The sequence below is a fragment of the Polynucleobacter sp. HIN6 genome (assembly GCF_030297575.1).
Classification (GTDB): Bacteria; Pseudomonadota; Gammaproteobacteria; order Burkholderiales; family Burkholderiaceae; genus Polynucleobacter.
In genome coordinates this window covers 717,263-735,006 of the sequence record NZ_AP028137.1, presented here as the reverse complement: position 1 = coordinate 735,006, position 17,744 = coordinate 717,263, and the positions used below count along the sequence as shown (strand labels likewise).

Below are 17,744 nucleotides of genomic sequence, written 5' to 3'. Positions count from 1 at the left end.
AATACCGGATATCACCTAAATGATAACCGCTCTGCATGACCGATTCATGGCTTAAAAGCACTAAACTAGAGTGATGAATACCGAGGAATTACTTGCTCAATACGGCCCGCGCGAGGCCATGGACTATGACCTCGTGATCGTCGGGGGTGGCCCCGCTGGGCTATCGGCAGCAATCCACGCCAAACAAATTGCCCAGCGCGAGGGTCGTGAGATCTCCGTTTGCGTATTAGAAAAGGGTTCTGAGGTCGGCGCTCATATTTTGTCGGGCGCCATCATGGATCCACGCGCCCTCACAGAATTATTTCCTGATTGGCAAGCACTGGGGGCTCCGCTCGAGACACCAGTTAGTAAAGATGAATTCATCTTTTTGACCGAATCGAGCTCGTTCACAGTACCCCATCTTTTGCTACCAGAGTGCTTTAACAACCACGGTAATTACATTTTGAGTTTAAGTAATTTCACGCGCTGGCTCGGTGGCCAAGCGGAGCAACTGGGCGTTGATATTTTTCCAGGGTTTGCTGCGGCAGAAATTTTGTTTAATTCCCAGGGTGCGGTTTGCGGAGTCGCTACCGGTAATTTAGGAATTCATAAAGATGGGCAGATCTCAGAACAGTTTCAGCTTGGCATGGAATTGCGAGCCAAGTACACCTTATTTGCTGAAGGCTCACGCGGTCATCTCGGCAGACAACTGATCACTAAATACCAACTCGATCGCCAATCCGATCCACAGAGTTACGGTATTGGCATTAAAGAACTCTGGGAAGTAACGCCCCAGAACCATCGCCCGGGTTTAGTGATTCATACGGCAGGATGGCCCTTAGATCGTCAGACCTATGGCGGATCTTTTTTGTATCACTTTGGTGAAAACAAGGTGGCCGTCGGCATGGTGGTTGGCCTCTCCTACCGCAACCCTTATCTCAGTCCCTTTGATGAGTTCCAACGCTATAAATTGCATCCTGCGATTCGTCCGACGTTCGAGGGTGGTAAGCGCTTGGCCTATGGTGCACGTGCCATTACCGCTGGCGGCTTAAATAGTTTGCCGCAAACGGTGTTCCCTGGCGGCGCCCTGATTGGCTGCGATGCGGGCTACCTCAACGCATCCCGCATTAAAGGCAGTCATGCAGCGATTAAATCCGGCATGTTAGCGGCCCAGGCAGCCATGTCTGCGCTCTCTGAAAATCGGGCCAATGATATTTTGAGCGCTTACCCCAGTGCCTTTAAAAATAGTTGGCTGTATACCGAACTCAAGCAGGCGCGTAACTTTAAAGCATGGATGTCTAAAGGTTTATATCTCGGCACCCTCATGGTTGGTATTGAACAAAAAGTGTTTGGTGGAAATGTGCCATGGACTATTCATCAGAAAAAAGCCGACTACGAATATCTTGAACCGGCGCGCTTACATCAGGTGATTGAATATCCAAAACCCGATGGCAAAATTACTTTTGATCGACTCTCCTCGGTATTTATCTCCAATACCAATCATGAGGAGAATCAACCAGCTCACTTAACCCTCAAGGATGAAAGTGTGCCGGTGGCCATTAACTTAGATATCTATGCGGGCCCTGAGCAACGCTACTGCCCAGCCGGTGTTTACGAATACATCGAGGTGGAAGGTAAGCCCAAGCTCCAAATCAATGCCCAAAACTGCGTGCATTGCAAAACCTGTGACATCAAAGATCCTACCCAGAATATTGTATGGGTCACCCCTGAAGGAGGCGGTGGTCCGAATTACTCAGGAATGTAAAGCAGTTTGTTTGGTTTTAACCTGCGCAATCGCAACACCGGCCAAGGCGCACGCCACCGCTGCCATACCAAACACTTGATTGGGGCCCCAATGATCCCAAATCCAGCCTGCGCATAAGCCACCCAAGGTTCCACCAAAACCATAAGCAACCGTCGTAAAGAGTGCCTGACCACGCGCTTGCAAGGGACCGCTGAACCAACCCTGAATTAATTTGGTACTCGCACTATGGTGTGCTGCAAAGGTCGCAGCGTGCATTAGCTGCGCTAGGATCAAGAGACTGGTACTTGCAAAGTAGCCGATTAATACAAAGCGGATCACTGCAATCATGAATGTTGCTTGCAACACACTCGTTGGTGAGTATCGCGACATGACCTTGCTCTGAAAATAGAAGAAGATGACTTCCGCGGTCACACCCAATGTCCAGAAAAACCCGATCTCGGATTTGCTGTAACCTAGATCTGCAAGGTAAAGGGAATAAAACACATAGAGTGCAGCATGGCCAAAGATCATGGCAAATGCGGAGACTAAAAACCAGCGCACCTCTACGCGCCGCAATACCGTACGGAGCTCCCCGCGCACCAAGGGTTGACGCTCAATCTTAGGCTCTCGAATTAAAAAGGTGTCGATCGCCAGTGCAATTAATACACCTAAGCCTAACCAAGGGAAGACTTCGATACCCCACCATTGAAATACTTCACCAGCGAGTAAGACCATGGCAATAAAGCCAATCGATCCCCATAGGCGCAGCCGTCCATAGCGATGGTCAAACGAGTTATCTTTAAATAAGGCGTGTACAGTCGCCGCCTCCCCTAAGGGCACCATGCTACTGAGAATAGTGTGCAGAATAAACATCCAGATTAAAAATGGGATGTACTGTTCCAAATAGAAAATGACCAAGAAACACAGAACCGCCAGGACTCCGCAAAAGCGCATGATGCCCACCCGGTTGGATAAATAATCCGAGAGCCATCCCCAAGAGAACGGCCCCAAGATGCGGGTTACCTGCAACATCGACATCAACGCGGCGATCTCAAGAGCACCAAAACCCAACTCTGAGAAGTACAAGCTTGCATACGGCGACATGAGGCCAATGTAGGCGAAGTACAAAAAGAAAAAGGCCCCGAAGGCCCAACGCGAAGACGCTGTCATGAATCCTTAGGTGCTACGAGAGGCAGCAATTGCGGGAGGACTCACCGCGACATCGCCGCATTGAGCACGATGACGCAAAGCATGATCCATTAGCACCAATGCCAACATCGCTTCAGCAATTGGCGCAGCACGAATTCCGACGCAGGGATCATGACGCCCTTTGGTCTGAATCGTTGCGGGCTTACCGTGCAAGTCAATGGTCTCTTTGGGACTCATGATGCTTGAGGTTGGCTTGATCGCAATTGATACACGAATATCTTGCCCAGTACTAATACCACCCAGAACACCACCGGCATTATTACTAGCAAAGCCATCCGGATGCATCTCGTCACCGTGTGCACTCCCCTTTTGGGCCACCACCCCAAATCCTTCGCCAATCTCCACGCCCTTAACGGCATTAATACCCATCATCACATGGGCAATATCGGCGTCTAACTTATCAAAAAGCGGCTCGCCCAAACCAATGGGTACTTGGTGAGCCACAACCTCAATTTTGGCTCCACACGAATCCCCGGCTTTACGGAGTTGATCCATATACTCTTCGAGCTTCGGAATGATGCTGGCATTCGGGGCAAAGAATGGATTGCGAGCAATTTCTTTTGCATCTTCGAATGGAATGGCAATTTCACCCAGTTGGCTCATATGTGCCACGATTTGAGTACCGTAGTGTTCCCGCAACCATTTTTTTGCGATTGCTGCGGCTGCAACCACGGGGGCGGTTAAACGTGCTGAGGAGCGCCCGCCACCGCGCGGGTCTCGAAAGCCATATTTATAGTGATAGGTGTAATCAGCGTGACCTGGCCGAAAGGTTTGTAGGATCTCGCTGTAATCTTGGCTGCGTTGATCGGTATTGCGAATCAACAAACAAATGGGGGTACCCGTGGTTTTGCCTTCAAAGACGCCAGACAAAATCTCGACCTTGTCCTCTTCTTTGCGTTGGGTTACATGGCGCGAGGTACCTGGCTTGCGACGATCCAGATCCACCTGAATATCATCAACCGATAGTTCCATTCCTGGGGGACAACCATCCACCACCGCACCAATTGCAGGACCGTGCGACTCACCAAAGGTGGTTACAGTAAATAGAAGACCTAACGTATTTCCAGACATACCATCATTATGGCATTAGGCAGGCGCCTGTTCCCGCTGACGGTTTTGCCGAATGGTTGGCAAGTTCGCCACAATCACTGCACCGGCAAGGGTAAGCCACCAGGTGATATAGATCCAAATCAACATGAGGGGCACGATCGCAAAGGTTCCATAAACGGTTTTATAAAAGGCCGCCTGGGTCACGAAATAGGCAAAACCAAACTTGGTGATCTCATAAGCAACGGCCACAAAAGCAGCCCCCACAAATGCATCACGCCAGGTCACTGGGGCATAAGGCAGGATTCGGTAGGCCAGAGCAAAAACGATGAGCGCCAATACGCTAGGAATAATCGTGCTGATGAATTTAAATCCTGCCGATAAGGTGGGGAACCAGCCACTAGCAGAACCTAACAATATACCGCTGAGATAAATTCCCAGACCTAAGAGGATGGGGCCGATCACGGTTGCTGCCAAATAGATGATGAGCTTTTTTAGAAAGGGTCGACGCTCTTTAACCTTCCAGATCTCATTAAAGGCACGCTCAATGACCACCATGGTCAAAATCGTCGTAATCACTAGCCCAAGCGAGCCCACAATCGTTAATCCCTTGGCTTTGGCTGAGAACTGGTTAAAGTAACTAAATACTTGTTGGCTGATGCCGCCTGGGAAATAGTTTTTTAATAGCCAGGTCTGAAAAGCATTACGTAGATTAATCACGGCCGGGAATTGGCTCAGCAGGATCGACCCAATGGTGAGCATCGGTACCAAGGACAAAATCGTGGTGAAGGCCAAACTAGCCGACACCTGGCTCAAGCGTAAATGTTGATTGCGATCCCAGAGCTCTTTGCCTAGGGGCAACCAACGCTCGATCGGAAAAGATAATGGCATGACCGTATCATAGGGGATCTGACTGAAATTCCAAAGAAAGTGCAGCGTATGCGTTCATCCGAGATCTTGGTGTTGTACTACTCCCGCTACGGCGCGACCGAGCAGCTTGCTCGACTGATTGGCCAAGGAATTGAGAGCGTGCCCGGAGTTGGCGCACGTCTGCGAACGGTGCCTGCAGTGTCAACCGTTTGTGAAGCTAGCGAACCGCCCGTACCGAAGGATGGGCCTCCGTATGTCGAGTACTCTGATTTGGGGGAATGCATTGGTCTAGCACTGGGATCACCGACCCGCTTTGGCAATATGGCTGCGCCGCTCAAGTATTTTTTGGACGGCAGTACATCACAATGGTTAAGCGGCGCACTGCAAGGGAAGCCCGCCTGTGTATTTACCAGTACCGGTAGTTTGCATGGCGGCCAGGAGACCACTCTTCTCTCCATGATGATTCCTCTTTTTCATCATGGCATGGTGTTGCTTGGTCTACCCTATAGCAATCCTGAACTCATGAACACCACGAGTGGTGGAACACCGTATGGTGTATCGCACCTTGCCCACGCTGATGGTAGCGCCCCGATTAGTACAGATGAATCTCGCTTAGCCATTGCCCAAGGTAAGCGTTTGGCTGAAGTCGCTTTACGTCTTCACGGTAGCAAATAAATCATGCTGAGTGGATTACTGAAAAAAGATAAGTATGTGCTGATTGCCAGTGCCGCAATCGTTGATTTAATTGTGTTGTGCGTTGCTTGGGAATGGATCATTTCACCGCTGCGTCCCGGGGGCTCATGGTTGGTGCTAAAAGCAGTACCTTTAATCATCATGTTGCCAGGGGTATGGCGCGCGAATGTGTACACCATGCAATGGAGCAGCATGGCGATCCTGATTTACACCACCGAAGCCTTAACCCGGATTACCGAACCCGGTTGGAATATGTGGATGGCCATCCTGGAACTCATCCTATCGGTAACGGTTTTTATTGCCTTACTGTTGTATCTCAAACCCATTAAGGCGGCGGCTAAGGCAAAAGCGGCTGATGAAGCAAAGCACTAGAATCATCCCATGAATCACTCCGAATTCATTTCACACTGTCAGTCGATTGTTGGAAATGCTTATGTATTGGTCGACCCCAATGATCAAGCGCCCTATCTGAGTGATTGGCGCAATCGCTATCACGGCAAAGCACTCGCTGTTTTACTTCCCAAAACAACCGAAGAGGTTGCCAAGATCGTCAAAGCGTGCGATCAAGCGTCGATTTCCATTGTTCCGCAAGGCGGCAATACCAGTATGTGCGGAGCGGCAACCCCCAATGACTCGGGCCAGCAAATAGTTTTGAATCTCAAGCGGATGAATACGATCCGTGAAATTAATCCGAGCAACCAAACCATGGTGGTCGAGTCAGGTTGCATTTTGCAAACCTTACAAGAGGCTGCCAAGACACAGGGATTTTTGTTTCCGCTCAGTCTTGGTGCTCAAGGAAGCTGTCAAATTGGTGGCAATCTGGCCACCAATGCGGGTGGTACTAATGTGCTGCGCTATGGCAATGCCCGCGAACTGTGTTTAGGCCTCGAAGTAGTCACTGCCCAAGGTGAGATCCTGCATGGTCTGCGGAGCTTACGCAAGGACAACACCGGATTTGATCTGCGTGATTTATATATTGGTTCCGAGGGGTGTCTTGGCATCATTACCGCCGCGGTGATGAAGCTATATCCCTTGCCAGTGACCCAATGGACTGCTTTAGTAGCTGTCCCAAATATTCCGGCGACGATTGAGTTGCTCAGTCTTTTTCAGAAACGCACTGCCGCCCTACTCACTGGCTTTGAAATGATGTCAAAGGACTCCTTGGACCTCACTGCCAAGCAATTTCCCCACATGAAAAACCCTCTTGCCAATGACCCTCTTTATACGGTCTTAGTCGAGTTATCGGATCATGAAGGTGAAGAACATGCGCGTAACTTGATGGAACAGGTTCTTGAGTCTGCCTTTGAAGCAGGTATTGCGAGTGATGCGGTGATTGCGAGCAATCTCTCGCAAGCCCAATCGTTTTGGACCATGCGTGAGCACATCACGATGGCACAAGCGCAAGAAGGCGCCAATCTAAAACACGATATCTCGCTACCAATCTCAGGTCTTGATGCCTTTATCACTGAGACTGATCGACTGATTCGGGATCAATTTGCTGGGGTGCGTATTATCAATTTTGGGCATTTGGGTGACGGTAATTTGCATTACAACATTGCTCCGCCACTTGGGATAAATCCTAGCGAGTTCAATCGCGCTCATGAAGCAGCCATTCATGATGTGGTCTATTCTCAGGTCGAGAAACACCATGGCTCCATTTCGGCAGAGCATGGCATTGGGCAACTCAAACTCCCCGACCTAGAGGCTCATCGTGGATCGGTGGCGCACCAACTGATGCGCTCTATTAAATCCGCTCTAGACCCCAAGAACATCATGAACCCGGGTAAGGTATTGCCTTGATCCGAATCCTTGTCGCACTCTGGGTGTGGCTGGTGTTCATGCCATTGGCAAATGCCAACCTGCTCTCTGAACTTCAATCAGGCTCAAGTCTCATCATCATGCGTCATGCCGATGCCCCTGGGATCGGCGATCCCCCAGGTTATCGGATTGGCGATTGCTCGACCCAGCGTAATCTGGGTGAGTATGGACGTCAGCAAGCCAAAGAGATTGGTGCATGGTTAAGTAAGCAAGGCATTAGTGAGGCACGTGTCTTCAGTAGCCCCTGGTGCCGCTGCCTCGATACAGCAGTGTTACTCAATAAAGGTCCAGTTACAGCAGAACGGTCGCTCGGTTCCTTCTTTAATGAAATGAGCGAGAGCGGCAAACAGACTAGAGAGCTTGAGGCATTTGTGCGACAGCAACTATCCAAGTCAAACAAATTACCGCTGATTTTGGTGACCCACCAAGTAAATACGTATGCCTATACTGGAATGTCGGTTGGCGTAGGTCAAATGCTGCTTGTGAAAGTGAATTCCCAAGGCAAGGCCATTAGTAGCCGTGCGCTCAATTAATTGGGTTTGGATAGTTCTTCGCAATAAAGAAGGCACGCTCAACATTCACCTTCCAGACAATCCCATCGCCCACCTGCCCAGTCTGGCACGCTTGGACTAAGCGATCCATGATCGTATCAGCCACTTCATCATTGCAAACGATCTCAATCCGAACTTTTGCTGAGTAATCGGTTAACTCATCTTTAATGGTGGTTTTTTCAACTCGAGTAGGAGCACTACAGCCTTCAACCTTCGTGACTGTCATTCCAGGAAAACCGGGGGTGTCCATCAGTGCAGCCCGCACCATGGGTAATTTATTCGGACGAATCACTGCCTTTATTTCAATCACGCTTCAACCTTTTTCTCTTCAAACCAACCATATAAAACCGGCAATACCAATAATGTTAAGCCCGTTGAAGTAATTAGACCTGAAATAACCACAATAGCAAGAGGTCTTGTGACCTCCGATCCCGGGCCGCCGGAGAACAACATGGGAATCAAGGCCAACATCGCCACCGATGCGGTCATCATCACAGGTCTAAATCGATGTGCACACCCATCAATGAGAGCCTCATGCAAAGGCATGCCGTCATCGCGCAATTGTTTGATAAAGGAGATCAGCACCACGCCGTTTAGTACCGCAATACCCCAAAGATTGATAAATCCGACAGCAGCTGGTACCGATAAATACTCGCCGGTAATAAAGAGGCCGAAGATACCTCCAATCGATGCAAACGGCAGAACCAAAATAATGAGTCCAGCCAAACGAATCGATTGGAATAGCATAAAGAGCAAGAAGAAAATCGCGGCAATCGTGAGCGGAATGATGATCATGAGTCGTGCCATGGCGCGCTCCATGTTCTCAAACTGACCGCCCCAAACCAGGGTATAGCCCTCGGGTAATTTCACATCCTGGGCAATTTTCTTTTGGGCTTCATCGACAAAACCACCCAAATCACGACCCTGCACATTGACACCAATCACGAGGCGACGCTTACCGGACTCGCGCGAGATTTGCGGTGGACCATCAAGTAACTCAATCTTCGCCAGATCCTTCATGAGCACCTGGGCGCCATTAGGCGATAGCAGGATGATGTTCTCGATGGCATCGATCTTGTCACGGTAAGGGGCTGGATAGCGCAACACCATGGGGAAGCGGCGCTCACCCTCGTAGACCGTGGAGGCCTGTTTACCACCGATTGCGGTTTCGATTACGTCATTGACATCGGCCACATTAATACCGTAGCGCGCAATCGCATCGCGATCGATCTTGATATTGAGGTAGTTTTGGCCAGAGGCTTGCTCGATCCGCAGATCAGTACTGCCCTTCATGCGCGATAAGATTTGACTAATCTGAGTGCCCAGTTTGATGAGCGTCTCAATATCGTCGCCAAAGATCTTGATCGCTACTTGTGAACGTACACCCGAGACCATTTCGTCAACACGGGCTGCAATCGGTTGAGAGATCACCAACTCCACACCGGGCAAGGTCTTTAATTTCTCACGAATTTGATTGGCAATTTCCTCTTGGCTTAGATCTCGATCGCCTAAGGGCTTCAAGGTCACGATCGGATCGGACTCGAATGGTTGACCAGGGTCGGCCGGGGACTCACCGCGTCCTAAACGGGATACCGCCATTTCCACACCGGGAATAGTCATGATTCGTTTGAGAGCCTCAAACTCCAACTTAATCGACTCATCGAGCGCAATATTGGCGGAGCGCACAATCACTGGAGTGATAGAACCCTCTTGCATCACCGGGATAAATGATTTACCCAAAAAGATAAACAGAACCACACTAGCGCCTAGCGCAATCAGAGCGCGTTTTACGACTAAACGCGGATGCTTTAAGCTCCAATCGAGCATAAAGTTATAGGGTTTACGCAACTTTGCCACAATCTTCGTGTCGTCCTCGCTACCGCCTTTGAGGATGTATGAGCATAGGACGGGAGATAGTACAAACGAGAGAATTAATGAAATCGTTAGCGCAATCGCAATCGTGATCGCCATCGGGGCAAACATCTTGCCTTCCATGCCCTCGAGAGCAAGCAAAGGCATAAATACCAAGATGATGATGCCCACACCAAAGAGCACAGGTTTACCAACTTCGGTAGCGGCCTCCAAGATAATTCGGTTACGAGACTCACCCATTTTTAGGCGAGCGCCTAACTTAGCAAAAGTGTTTTCAACCACCACGACTGAGCCATCGACCATAATGCCGATTGCGATTGCGAGACCACCCAAGGACATCAAGTTCGCAGAGATGCCATAGCGGTTCATGACAAAGAATGTGAGCAGTGGGGTCAAGATCAGAGTGGCCACCACAATGATCGATGAACGCACATCGCCCAAGAACAAGAAGAGCAACACGATCACCAAGATGATGCCCTCAACCAAGACCTTGGCAACGTTGAACATCGCTGCATTGACCAGATCGGTTCGGTCATAGAACGGCACAATCTGCAAACCCTCAGGCAATAACTTACGCTCGTTAATCTCGGCGACCTTGGTCTTAATGCGATTGACCACCTCTCGAGCATTCGCGCCGCGGTTCATCTGAATAATGCCAGCCACACCCTCGGTAACACCATTTTTAATAATGGCGCCCTGCCGAATCTCATTACCAATCATGACCTCAGCAACATTGCGCACATAAACTGGGGTTCCCTTCACTTCTTTCAGAATAATCTTGCCAATGTCCTCAGGCTTTGCCACAAGACCAACCCCACGAATCAAATACCGCTCTGCATAGGTCGGTAATTGGCCGCCACCAGAATTGGCGTTATTGCGAGCCAGTGCCACATACACATCTTGCAAGGTAATCCCATAGTGCCGCAAGCGCTCAGGATTAACTAGTACTTGATATTCTTTGGCGAAACCGCCCATGGTGTTGATCTCAGCAACACCTGGAATCGAGCGCAACATCGGGCGCACCACCCAATCCTGGATCGTGCGGCGCTCTTGCAGCTCATCCTCAGTCAGGGGGCGATCTCGATCAGACGGATGCTCGAGGGTGTACTGATAAACCTCCCCGAGTCCCGTTGTCGGTGGCGCCAAGACGGGAGTGATTCCGTCGGGCATTCGGGACGCAACCTCAATGAGACGCTCCAGAACAAGTTGGCGGGCAAAGTAGATACTGGTCTTATCAGTGAAGACCAGGGTCACAATGGAAATACCGTTGCGATTCAATGAGCGCATCTCTACGAGCCCTGGCAAGCCCGTCATGCCCAACTCAATCGGGATGGTGACAAAGCGCTCGACTTCTTCGGGTGATTTACCAGGGGCCTCGGTTGCGATTTGCACCTGGATATTTGTTACATCAGGGAAGGCATCAACCGATAAGCGCTTCGTAGCAAATAAGCCTACGAAGAATAAGCAAACAGAGATCACCACCACCAGTAGGCGTTGCTGAAGAGCAAAACGGACAATACGCTCAATCATATTAAATGGTCTTAGCCGCCACCACTAAGCTGACGCTTGCGTTCCGCATTTAAATGAAATGCGCCTTCTATGGCAATTTCCTCACCCTCTTTTAGGCCAGAAAGAATCGCGCGCATGCCTTTGCCCTCGGGTCCGGCTTTGACGGGAACCATTTTGTATTGGTCGTCTTCGCCTCGCACAAATACGTAATCCTGGTTATCTTCCCGAATTACCGCAGAATTTGGCACAACTAGGCGCTCTACCGGTTCACTATCAATCAACATCGTAGCTAACATTCCGGGACGTATTTGCCCTGTTGGATTCGAAATGTCCATCCGCACCACAACGGTACGCGTTTGTGGGTTAACGATGGCATCGACGTGCGAGATCACGCCTTCAATCACCCGATTACGCAGCGCAGGAATAATCACCGACGATTTTTGCCCCTTTTGTAACAACGACGAATTTCCCTCAGGAACTTCAGCGACTGCCCATAAGGTACTTAAATCTGCGATCGTGAAGAGTGATTCGGCTGGTTGAACAACTTGTCCACGATTGATTTTGCGCTCTACAATTTGACCGGGGATCGTTGCTACGACATTATTAATGGACTCAATCACACCCGATTTAGCAAGTCGATCAATACTCTTCTGATCCATGCCCTGCACTCGCAATTGATCGTTCGCAGCACGTAACTCGGCTTTTGCGCTCATCGCCTCAGCCTCACGGCGTTGTAACTCAGCTAATGCGATCACATCTTCCTTATAGAGAATGCGTGCGCGATTCGCGGCTTGCTCGGCTAACTGGCTAGCGGTTCGTGCTTTTAAATAAGCAAGCTGTGACTGAGTCAGTTCAGTAGAGGTGATCTTTGCCAAGACCTCCCCCTGCTGAACCTCTTGACCAGGCACGCCTAAGATCTCGGATACGCGTCCGGTCACATTAGCACCAATGCGCGCTAAGAAACGCTCATTGAAATCAATTCGGCCAGAAACTCGTAACTCCTCTACGAAGGGAGCTAATTCAACCTTCCCATTTTTGATCAACTTACCAAGATCATCGTTCACATACACAATGCTTGGGTCTTGTACTAAGCGAGGTGTTGGCTTGGAATCAAATACGTCGAAGTAATACAGAGTTAATAAAAGAACCACCACCCAAGGCAGAATAAAGAAACCGGTCTTGACCCAGGCTGGGCTGGCATCATACTTTTGCAAAACCGCTGGAGCTTTTTGATTTGCAAACTCGCGAATTTGGCCGTAGCCTTGCTTTTGCCAATCCCGTATTGCATGAATTGCGGCGGTGGTTTGCTCCAGAATTAGGGCACGCCCCTTCTGAATTTGATCAGCTATTTTTTTAGTGAGTTTAGGTTCGGCACTCATTATTTTTTACCTTCAATCATGGCCACCCATTCTGGCGAGGCACTCAAACGTTCAATCTCATTCACAATCGATGCCAACTCAAAGCGGGCTCGGATTAAATCATTCCGAGCGGCCCGAAAGGTTCGTTGCGCATCCAAGAACTCCAACATGCCACGTTCACCAAAGCGATAGGAGGTCTCGGCAATTTTGCGAGCACTAGCCGCAAGTTGTACGACCCGCTCGTCCAAAGTTTTGACCTGAAAGCTCGTGATCTCAAAGAGTTTGTATGCTGACTCGAGCTGAGTCTCGAGGCTTTGCATCTGAGCATTCAATTGATTACGGGCTTTCGAGGCATTGGCCTCGGCTTCAGTAATTTGGCCTTGGCGGAAATCCCAAATCGGGATACTGACCACCAGACCATAGAGGCGATCGGTAAAGTTCGGGTCATTGTATTGCTGAGCCTTAATTGCCAATTGCGGTAAGCGCGAGTTTTGCTCAAAACTTAGGCGTGACTCGCTGGCTTCAACCTCGGCCTTGGCGCGCTTTAGCTCAGGGCTCTGATTGCGTAGGTTATCCAATAAGACTTTGAGTTCGGGTAATTTGGGGATGGAATCTACTTTGGCTGCAATCTCAAAGTTTGCAGGAAGATTAAAGCCCACGACTTTACGCAATTGACTGCGGGCTTGCTCAATCCGTAGTTTGCTTCCTTGGGCCACGATCTCAGCATTGAGAAACTCGGTTTGCGCCCGAATTAACTCAAAGCGAGCGGTCTCACCAACGTCGTAGCGCAATTGCATGCGATCGCGGATTTGTTTGGTGAGATCCAAATCTTCATCTGCAGCGCGTGATTCAGCTTCGCGGCGCACGAGCTCATAAAAACTTTGGCGAACACGCGCAATGGTCTCAACCTCAAATGCAACCCGATTTGCTTCAGCGGCACGCATGCTGGCCTCAGCAGCATTGACCCGTGGGAAACGGGTATACGGCATATCGAGTGGCTGAGTAACAACCCATTGCGAGAGGTTGCCGGTGTTTAATCCGCCCGAGGTACCACGTTGCTGACCGGTATTGACCTCAAACTCGGGGTTTGGAATCGCTCTCGCGCTTCGCAATTGACCACTAACCGCCCGGGTCTGATCGCGAGCGGCCATCACCTGCGGATTACTTTCTAAGGCAAGCTGGATAAGCTGATCAAGAGTAAAAACGGTTTTGGTAGATTGCGTTTGCGCCCAGGTAGGGGATGCAGCACATGCCCAAATTAGGGCAATATGAACTACTCGGCGAATCACGCTTAAATAGGGGTCCACAGTTTTCCAATACTTAAAACTGGTCTGGCCAAGGACTTATTCCCCTCGCGCACCGGGTTGGCTCTTAACGGCTTTCCGGAATGTCGATGCGCAAGACCCATTACTAGGCAGGCTACTCCCCAAAATCGATAGGTGAATTTGACCATAGATCGCGAATTAGTGATTTCCCTAATAAATATGGGTCTATTCTACTCAAGCACTTTTTAGGGGGGGAGTGGCTCTTTTTCTGAGAAGCTCTCTAAAAATGAGAAAATAAGAACTCATGAGTACCATTATTGATCCCGCCATCCTATTTTTTATCTTTGGCGTGTTTGCAGGATTGGTTCGTTCCAACCTCGAGATCCCGCAACCCATCACCCGGTTTCTATCTCTTTACCTTTTAATGGCTTTAGGCCTCAAGGGTGGGTTCGCTTTGCACCAATCTGGGCTTACCTTCGCAATTACTACCAGCTTGATCATTGCGATTGCCCTAGCCTGCATTATTCCGCTCGTCAGTTATTACTTTCTAAAGACCAAACTCAACGCTCTTGATTCAGCTGCGATTGCCGCGACGTATGGGTCGGTTAGCGCAGTGACCTTTATTACCGCCACTCAATACCTCAACCATGTTCAGATCGAATATGGTGGCCATATGGCTGCTGCCATGGCACTAATGGAATCCCCAGCAATTATTTTGGCGATCTTCCTCGCCAATCGTGCGAAATCCTCTTTATCGCAAACTAAGCAACCTATGAGAGTTGGCAAACTGCTGCACGAGTCATTTACGGACGGCGCGCAACTATTGCTACTTGGTGCGATGTTAATTGGCATTATCTCGGGACCCGATGGGCAAAAGGTAATGGCGCCATTCTCCGTGGATTTATTCAAGGGGATGTTGGCATTCTTCTTACTAGATATGGGCTTAATGAGCGCCAAGAGTTTTGTGGATCTCAAGGGCAAGCCCAGACGTTTGATTGTGTATGCCTTTGTAGCGCCCCTTTGCCATTCCCTCTTTGCGCTTTTACTCTGCTACATCTTCAAGGTGGAATTGGGTAATACGATTTTGTTGATGGTGCTAGCTGCTAGCGCGTCTTATATTGCGGTGCCAGCAGTATTGCGACATGCTTTGCCCGAGGTGAGCCCTGCTTTGTACATGGGTATGTCTTTGGGTATCACATTCCCACTCAATTTAATCCTTGGGATCCCGCTCTACACCCAGATTGCTAAATTGGTCATGGGATAGCGATTGATGAACAAATTACTCAAGTAATCATTGAAATTGATAGGCAGGGCAAATATTCGCTAAACTGAATATATCAATGGGGGTATTCAATGGTTGCTGATACACGTCGTCAGGCACTCAAATGGATCGCAGGAGCCGGGGGAATCATGCTTGCCCCGCAAGCCATGCAGTTTGCCAGTGCGGCGGAGGATTTTTTCAAAGGGCCGCCAGTCAAGGATATTCCTGCCAAGCAGATTAGTAAGCACGTTTGGTTAATCTACTCGCCCGACGGCTTTCCAACACCTGAAAACCGGGGCATGATGGCTAATGTGACCTTCGTGGTCACTAGCAAAGGGGTCGTCATATTAGATTCCGGCGCCTCCTTGCAAATTGGTGAGATGGCAATCCGGATGATTAAGAGGGTCACCAATAAACCGGTGATTGCAATTTTTAATTCGCATTACCACGGCGATCATTTTTTAGGTAATCAAGCATTTGTGGAAACCTACAGTAAGGACATGCCCATTTATGCGCATCCCTACTCCATCAAACAGATCAAAGGTATCGAAGGCAATGCCTGGCGCAATTTGATGGAGCGCTGGACTAATCAAGCGACGGCGGGTACTAAAGTGATTCCGCCGACTCACGACGCCAATCAAGGCGATGTATTTAATTTTGGCGATGTGCGCATCAAGGTGCATCACCATGGCACTGCGCACACCCCTGGTGATATATGCATGCAGGTCATTGAAGATAAGGTCACTTACGTAGGCGATATTGCAATGGGTAATCGGATTGCCAATATTGATGACGGCTCTTATGTCGGCACCTTTAAGACCTATCAGAATTTACAATCGACCGAAGGTGATCAGCTCTGGGTACCAGGGCATGGTGAACCGAGTAAACAGCTCCTCAATGAATACGGCGAGTTCTTGGCAGGCATTTACGATACCTGCGTCAAAGCCGTCAAAGATGGTCAGGATTTAAGTGTGGCCAAATCATTGGTGTTGAAAGATCCGCGCGTTAGTAAGCGGGCTAAAACCATGCAGGGGTTCGATGGCAATATTGGTAAGTACACGAGCCTTGCCTATTTAGAGGCTGAGAAAGAGGCGTTCTAATCAATATTAGCTATATAGCTAATAGCCTTACCCAAGACTACCGTCAATACTATTGGCAATGTATGATTTGCCTTGCCCAATTCATGCCAACTTAAGGAATTGCCAATGAATACTCGTGCCCTCCTTTTTGCGATGATGGTTGCATTACTCCTGCCCCTACCCGCCCATGCTTCATTCATGCCAGCTCATTTGATTGATGGCTTTGCGAATATTGTTTCCTGGGTTGTGATTATTGTGTTGCCAATTGCGCTAATTGCGCTCTTTTGGTTTGTACATATTTGGCCCGATACAGTTGCAAAGCGTCGTCAGCACCCGCAACGCGATGCCATTCACGCACTATGCGTTCTCTCCCTATTCTTTGGGGGCCTCCTCTGGCCATTTGCCTATTTATGGGCTTACACACGCCCAACCATGTACAAGCTCGCCTATGGAACGGATCGGTACTCACCGATTAACGAGGCCGATACCAAATCCAAACCCGAGTCGCGTAACTCATAATGGAAGCATTACTCCTTGCCATCTATGCCACGATAGTTTGGCTAATCTTTTTTAAGTTCAAGCTGTTGCCTTGGACCACCTCGGCCAAGGTCGTTGTGGTGACCATTCCGGTAGTTGGCATGATTACGATGATTTTGTTACTCAATGTCTTTGCCCCATCGTCTGGGGATGTCATCGTGGTTCGCAATAGCGTAGGGATTGTGAGTCAGGTGAAAGGCCGCGTCGTTGAAGTTCCTGTGCATATTAATCAGCATGTCAAACAAGGAGATGTACTGTTTAAGATTGATGCGACCCAATACCAAGCCCAGGTAAATTCGATTAAGGCAAAACTGGATCTAGCTAAACTTCGGGTCTCAGAAAATCAACGCTTGGTTGCCGCAGGCGCGGGTAATCGTTTTGATCTTGAGAAGGCAGAGGCGGACTTGCTTGATCTTCAAGAGCAGTTCAAACATGCGCAATATGATCTCGATCAAACGGTGATGCGCGCTCCGTCTGACGGCATCGTTGTGAATGTGCAATTGCGACCCGGGGCTTATGTGGCGGCCTTTCCGATCTCCTCAGTAATGACCTTTATGGAGGACACCCCACAAATTTATGCCCTCTTTAAGCAAAATGAGTTGCATCAGATCGAGCCAGGTAATGAAGCAGAGTTTTTTATTCCGAGTCTGCCTGGTGAGATCCTCAAGGCTAAAGTTGAATCGATCATTTATGCCGAGGGTCAAGGACAACTCAATGTAAGCGGCAATCTGCCTACGATTGGCCTGAGAGACATTACAGCCAATCGCTTTGCTGTTAAGTTATCTTTAGATGAGACCAAGAACTACCCCCTACTTCCTGCAGGTGCGGTTGGCGAAGGTGCGGTCTATACCAATCACTTGGCCTTCTTACACATTATTCGCAAGGTGATGTTAAGAGTCGGCACCAAACTCAATTACATCATCCCAAAGTTGCACTAAATGATAATTAGGCA

The 17,744-nt window shown here is 49.3% G+C and carries 16 protein-coding genes; 9 read left to right on the top strand and 7 right to left on the bottom strand.

Features of this window, described 5'->3' with window-relative positions; all coding sequences use genetic code 11:
* Nucleotides 1-73 precede the first annotated feature (73 nt).
* Nucleotides 74-1,744, top strand: coding sequence for an electron transfer flavoprotein-ubiquinone oxidoreductase (locus QUE66_RS03810; protein ID WP_286224527.1), 1,671 nt, complete (start codon nucleotides 74-76; stop codon nucleotides 1,742-1,744).
* Here the strand turns inward: QUE66_RS03810 and QUE66_RS03805 are convergent.
* From QUE66_RS03805 to QUE66_RS03795, 3 genes are read right to left on the bottom strand one after another with little or no spacing between them, the layout of a single operon-like run.
* On the bottom strand, nucleotides 1,733-2,893 hold the full coding sequence (locus QUE66_RS03805; protein ID WP_286224526.1) for an MFS transporter: 1,161 nt from the start codon (nucleotides 2,891-2,893) through the stop codon (nucleotides 1,733-1,735). The genes QUE66_RS03810 and QUE66_RS03805 overlap by 12 nt on opposite strands.
* A 6-nt stretch (nucleotides 2,894-2,899) precedes the next feature.
* Nucleotides 2,900-4,003, bottom strand: a complete 1,104-nt coding sequence (aroC, locus tag QUE66_RS03800) for a chorismate synthase (RefSeq protein WP_286224525.1) — start codon at nucleotides 4,001-4,003, stop codon at nucleotides 2,900-2,902.
* Nucleotides 4,004-4,018: 15 nt separating this feature from the next.
* A complete protein-coding gene (locus QUE66_RS03795) occupies nucleotides 4,019-4,870 on the bottom strand; it encodes a YihY family inner membrane protein (protein ID WP_286224524.1) in 852 nt (283 codons plus the stop codon).
* Nucleotides 4,871-4,918: 48 nt separating this feature from the next.
* Here QUE66_RS03795 and wrbA point away from each other — a divergent pair, with 48 nt between their 5' ends.
* From wrbA to QUE66_RS03775, 4 genes are read left to right on the top strand one after another with little or no spacing between them, the layout of a single operon-like run.
* A complete protein-coding gene (gene wrbA / locus QUE66_RS03790) occupies nucleotides 4,919-5,524 on the top strand; it encodes an NAD(P)H:quinone oxidoreductase (RefSeq protein ID WP_286224523.1) in 606 nt (201 codons plus the stop codon).
* A gap of 3 nt (nucleotides 5,525-5,527) precedes the next feature.
* Nucleotides 5,528-5,914: a DUF2069 domain-containing protein gene (locus QUE66_RS03785; protein ID WP_286224522.1), complete on the top strand. Its 387-nt coding sequence runs from the start codon at nucleotides 5,528-5,530 to the stop codon at nucleotides 5,912-5,914.
* Between the two features lie 9 nt (nucleotides 5,915-5,923).
* On the top strand, nucleotides 5,924-7,342 hold the full coding sequence (locus tag QUE66_RS03780) for an FAD-binding oxidoreductase (RefSeq protein ID WP_286224521.1): 1,419 nt from the start codon (nucleotides 5,924-5,926) through the stop codon (nucleotides 7,340-7,342).
* Nucleotides 7,339-7,893 carry a histidine phosphatase family protein gene (locus QUE66_RS03775; RefSeq protein WP_286224520.1) on the top strand — a complete coding sequence of 185 codons (555 nt, stop codon included), beginning with the start codon at nucleotides 7,339-7,341 and terminating at the stop codon, nucleotides 7,891-7,893. Before QUE66_RS03780 ends, QUE66_RS03775 begins: the two co-directional genes overlap by 4 nt.
* Here the strand turns inward: QUE66_RS03775 and QUE66_RS03770 are convergent.
* Genes QUE66_RS03770 through QUE66_RS03755 form a run of 4 tightly spaced genes read right to left on the bottom strand, consistent with a single transcriptional unit; the run spans nucleotide 7,886 to nucleotide 13,957 of the window.
* Nucleotides 7,886-8,221 carry a P-II family nitrogen regulator gene (locus tag QUE66_RS03770; protein WP_286224519.1) on the bottom strand — a complete coding sequence of 112 codons (336 nt, stop codon included), beginning with the start codon at nucleotides 8,219-8,221 and terminating at the stop codon, nucleotides 7,886-7,888. The two genes, QUE66_RS03775 and QUE66_RS03770, sit on opposite strands and share 8 nt — an antisense overlap.
* On the bottom strand, nucleotides 8,218-11,313 hold the full coding sequence (locus QUE66_RS03765; protein ID WP_286224518.1) for an efflux RND transporter permease subunit: 3,096 nt from the start codon (nucleotides 11,311-11,313) through the stop codon (nucleotides 8,218-8,220). The genes QUE66_RS03770 and QUE66_RS03765 overlap by 4 nt, the downstream gene beginning before the upstream one ends.
* 11 nt (nucleotides 11,314-11,324) lie before the next feature.
* The gene (locus tag QUE66_RS03760; RefSeq protein WP_286224517.1) at nucleotides 11,325-12,671 is read right to left on the bottom strand and encodes an efflux RND transporter periplasmic adaptor subunit; all 1,347 of its coding nucleotides are present in this window, start codon (nucleotides 12,669-12,671) and stop codon (nucleotides 11,325-11,327) included.
* Entirely contained in the window at nucleotides 12,671-13,957 is a 1,287-nt protein-coding gene (locus QUE66_RS03755) for a TolC family protein (protein ID WP_286224516.1), read from the bottom strand. Before QUE66_RS03755 ends, QUE66_RS03760 begins: the two co-directional genes overlap by 1 nt.
* Nucleotides 13,958-14,219: 262 nt before the next feature.
* Between QUE66_RS03755 and QUE66_RS03750 the strand changes: the two genes are divergently transcribed.
* The 4 genes from QUE66_RS03750 to QUE66_RS03735 all read left to right on the top strand — a co-directional run bounded on the left by QUE66_RS03750 (nucleotide 14,220) and on the right by QUE66_RS03735 (nucleotide 17,730).
* Nucleotides 14,220-15,179: a sodium-dependent bicarbonate transport family permease gene (locus tag QUE66_RS03750; RefSeq protein ID WP_286224515.1), complete on the top strand. Its 960-nt coding sequence runs from the start codon at nucleotides 14,220-14,222 to the stop codon at nucleotides 15,177-15,179.
* 89 nt (nucleotides 15,180-15,268) lie between these two features.
* Nucleotides 15,269-16,276, top strand: a complete 1,008-nt coding sequence (locus QUE66_RS03745; RefSeq protein ID WP_286224514.1) for an MBL fold metallo-hydrolase — start codon at nucleotides 15,269-15,271, stop codon at nucleotides 16,274-16,276.
* A gap of 105 nt (nucleotides 16,277-16,381) precedes the next feature.
* Nucleotides 16,382-16,774 (top strand): DUF3302 domain-containing protein, encoded by a 393-nt coding sequence (locus QUE66_RS03740; protein ID WP_286224513.1) that lies wholly within the window; start codon nucleotides 16,382-16,384, stop codon nucleotides 16,772-16,774.
* Nucleotides 16,774-17,730 (top strand): HlyD family secretion protein, encoded by a 957-nt coding sequence (locus tag QUE66_RS03735; protein ID WP_286224512.1) that lies wholly within the window; start codon nucleotides 16,774-16,776, stop codon nucleotides 17,728-17,730. Before QUE66_RS03740 ends, QUE66_RS03735 begins: the two co-directional genes overlap by 1 nt.
* Nucleotides 17,731-17,744: the final 14 nt, after the last annotated feature.

Coding starts and splice junctions, on each gene's coding strand:
- QUE66_RS03760 (WP_286224517.1), bottom strand. CDS start 12,671: ATGAGTGCCGAACCTAAACTCACTAAAAAAATAGCTGATCAAATTCAG.
- QUE66_RS03810 (WP_286224527.1), top strand. CDS start 74: ATGAATACCGAGGAATTACTTGCTCAATACGGCCCGCGCGAGGCCATG.
- QUE66_RS03780 (WP_286224521.1), top strand. CDS start 5,924: ATGAATCACTCCGAATTCATTTCACACTGTCAGTCGATTGTTGGAAAT.
- QUE66_RS03785 (WP_286224522.1), top strand. CDS start 5,528: ATGCTGAGTGGATTACTGAAAAAAGATAAGTATGTGCTGATTGCCAGT.
- aroC (WP_286224525.1), bottom strand. CDS start 4,003: ATGTCTGGAAATACGTTAGGTCTTCTATTTACTGTAACCACCTTTGGT.
- QUE66_RS03795 (WP_286224524.1), bottom strand. CDS start 4,870: ATGCCATTATCTTTTCCGATCGAGCGTTGGTTGCCCCTAGGCAAAGAG.
- QUE66_RS03735 (WP_286224512.1), top strand. CDS start 16,774: ATGGAAGCATTACTCCTTGCCATCTATGCCACGATAGTTTGGCTAATC.
- wrbA (WP_286224523.1), top strand. CDS start 4,919: ATGCGTTCATCCGAGATCTTGGTGTTGTACTACTCCCGCTACGGCGCG.
- QUE66_RS03765 (WP_286224518.1), bottom strand. CDS start 11,313: ATGATTGAGCGTATTGTCCGTTTTGCTCTTCAGCAACGCCTACTGGTG.
- QUE66_RS03745 (WP_286224514.1), top strand. CDS start 15,269: ATGGTTGCTGATACACGTCGTCAGGCACTCAAATGGATCGCAGGAGCC.
- QUE66_RS03750 (WP_286224515.1), top strand. CDS start 14,220: ATGAGTACCATTATTGATCCCGCCATCCTATTTTTTATCTTTGGCGTG.
- QUE66_RS03740 (WP_286224513.1), top strand. CDS start 16,382: ATGAATACTCGTGCCCTCCTTTTTGCGATGATGGTTGCATTACTCCTG.
- QUE66_RS03805 (WP_286224526.1), bottom strand. CDS start 2,893: ATGACAGCGTCTTCGCGTTGGGCCTTCGGGGCCTTTTTCTTTTTGTAC.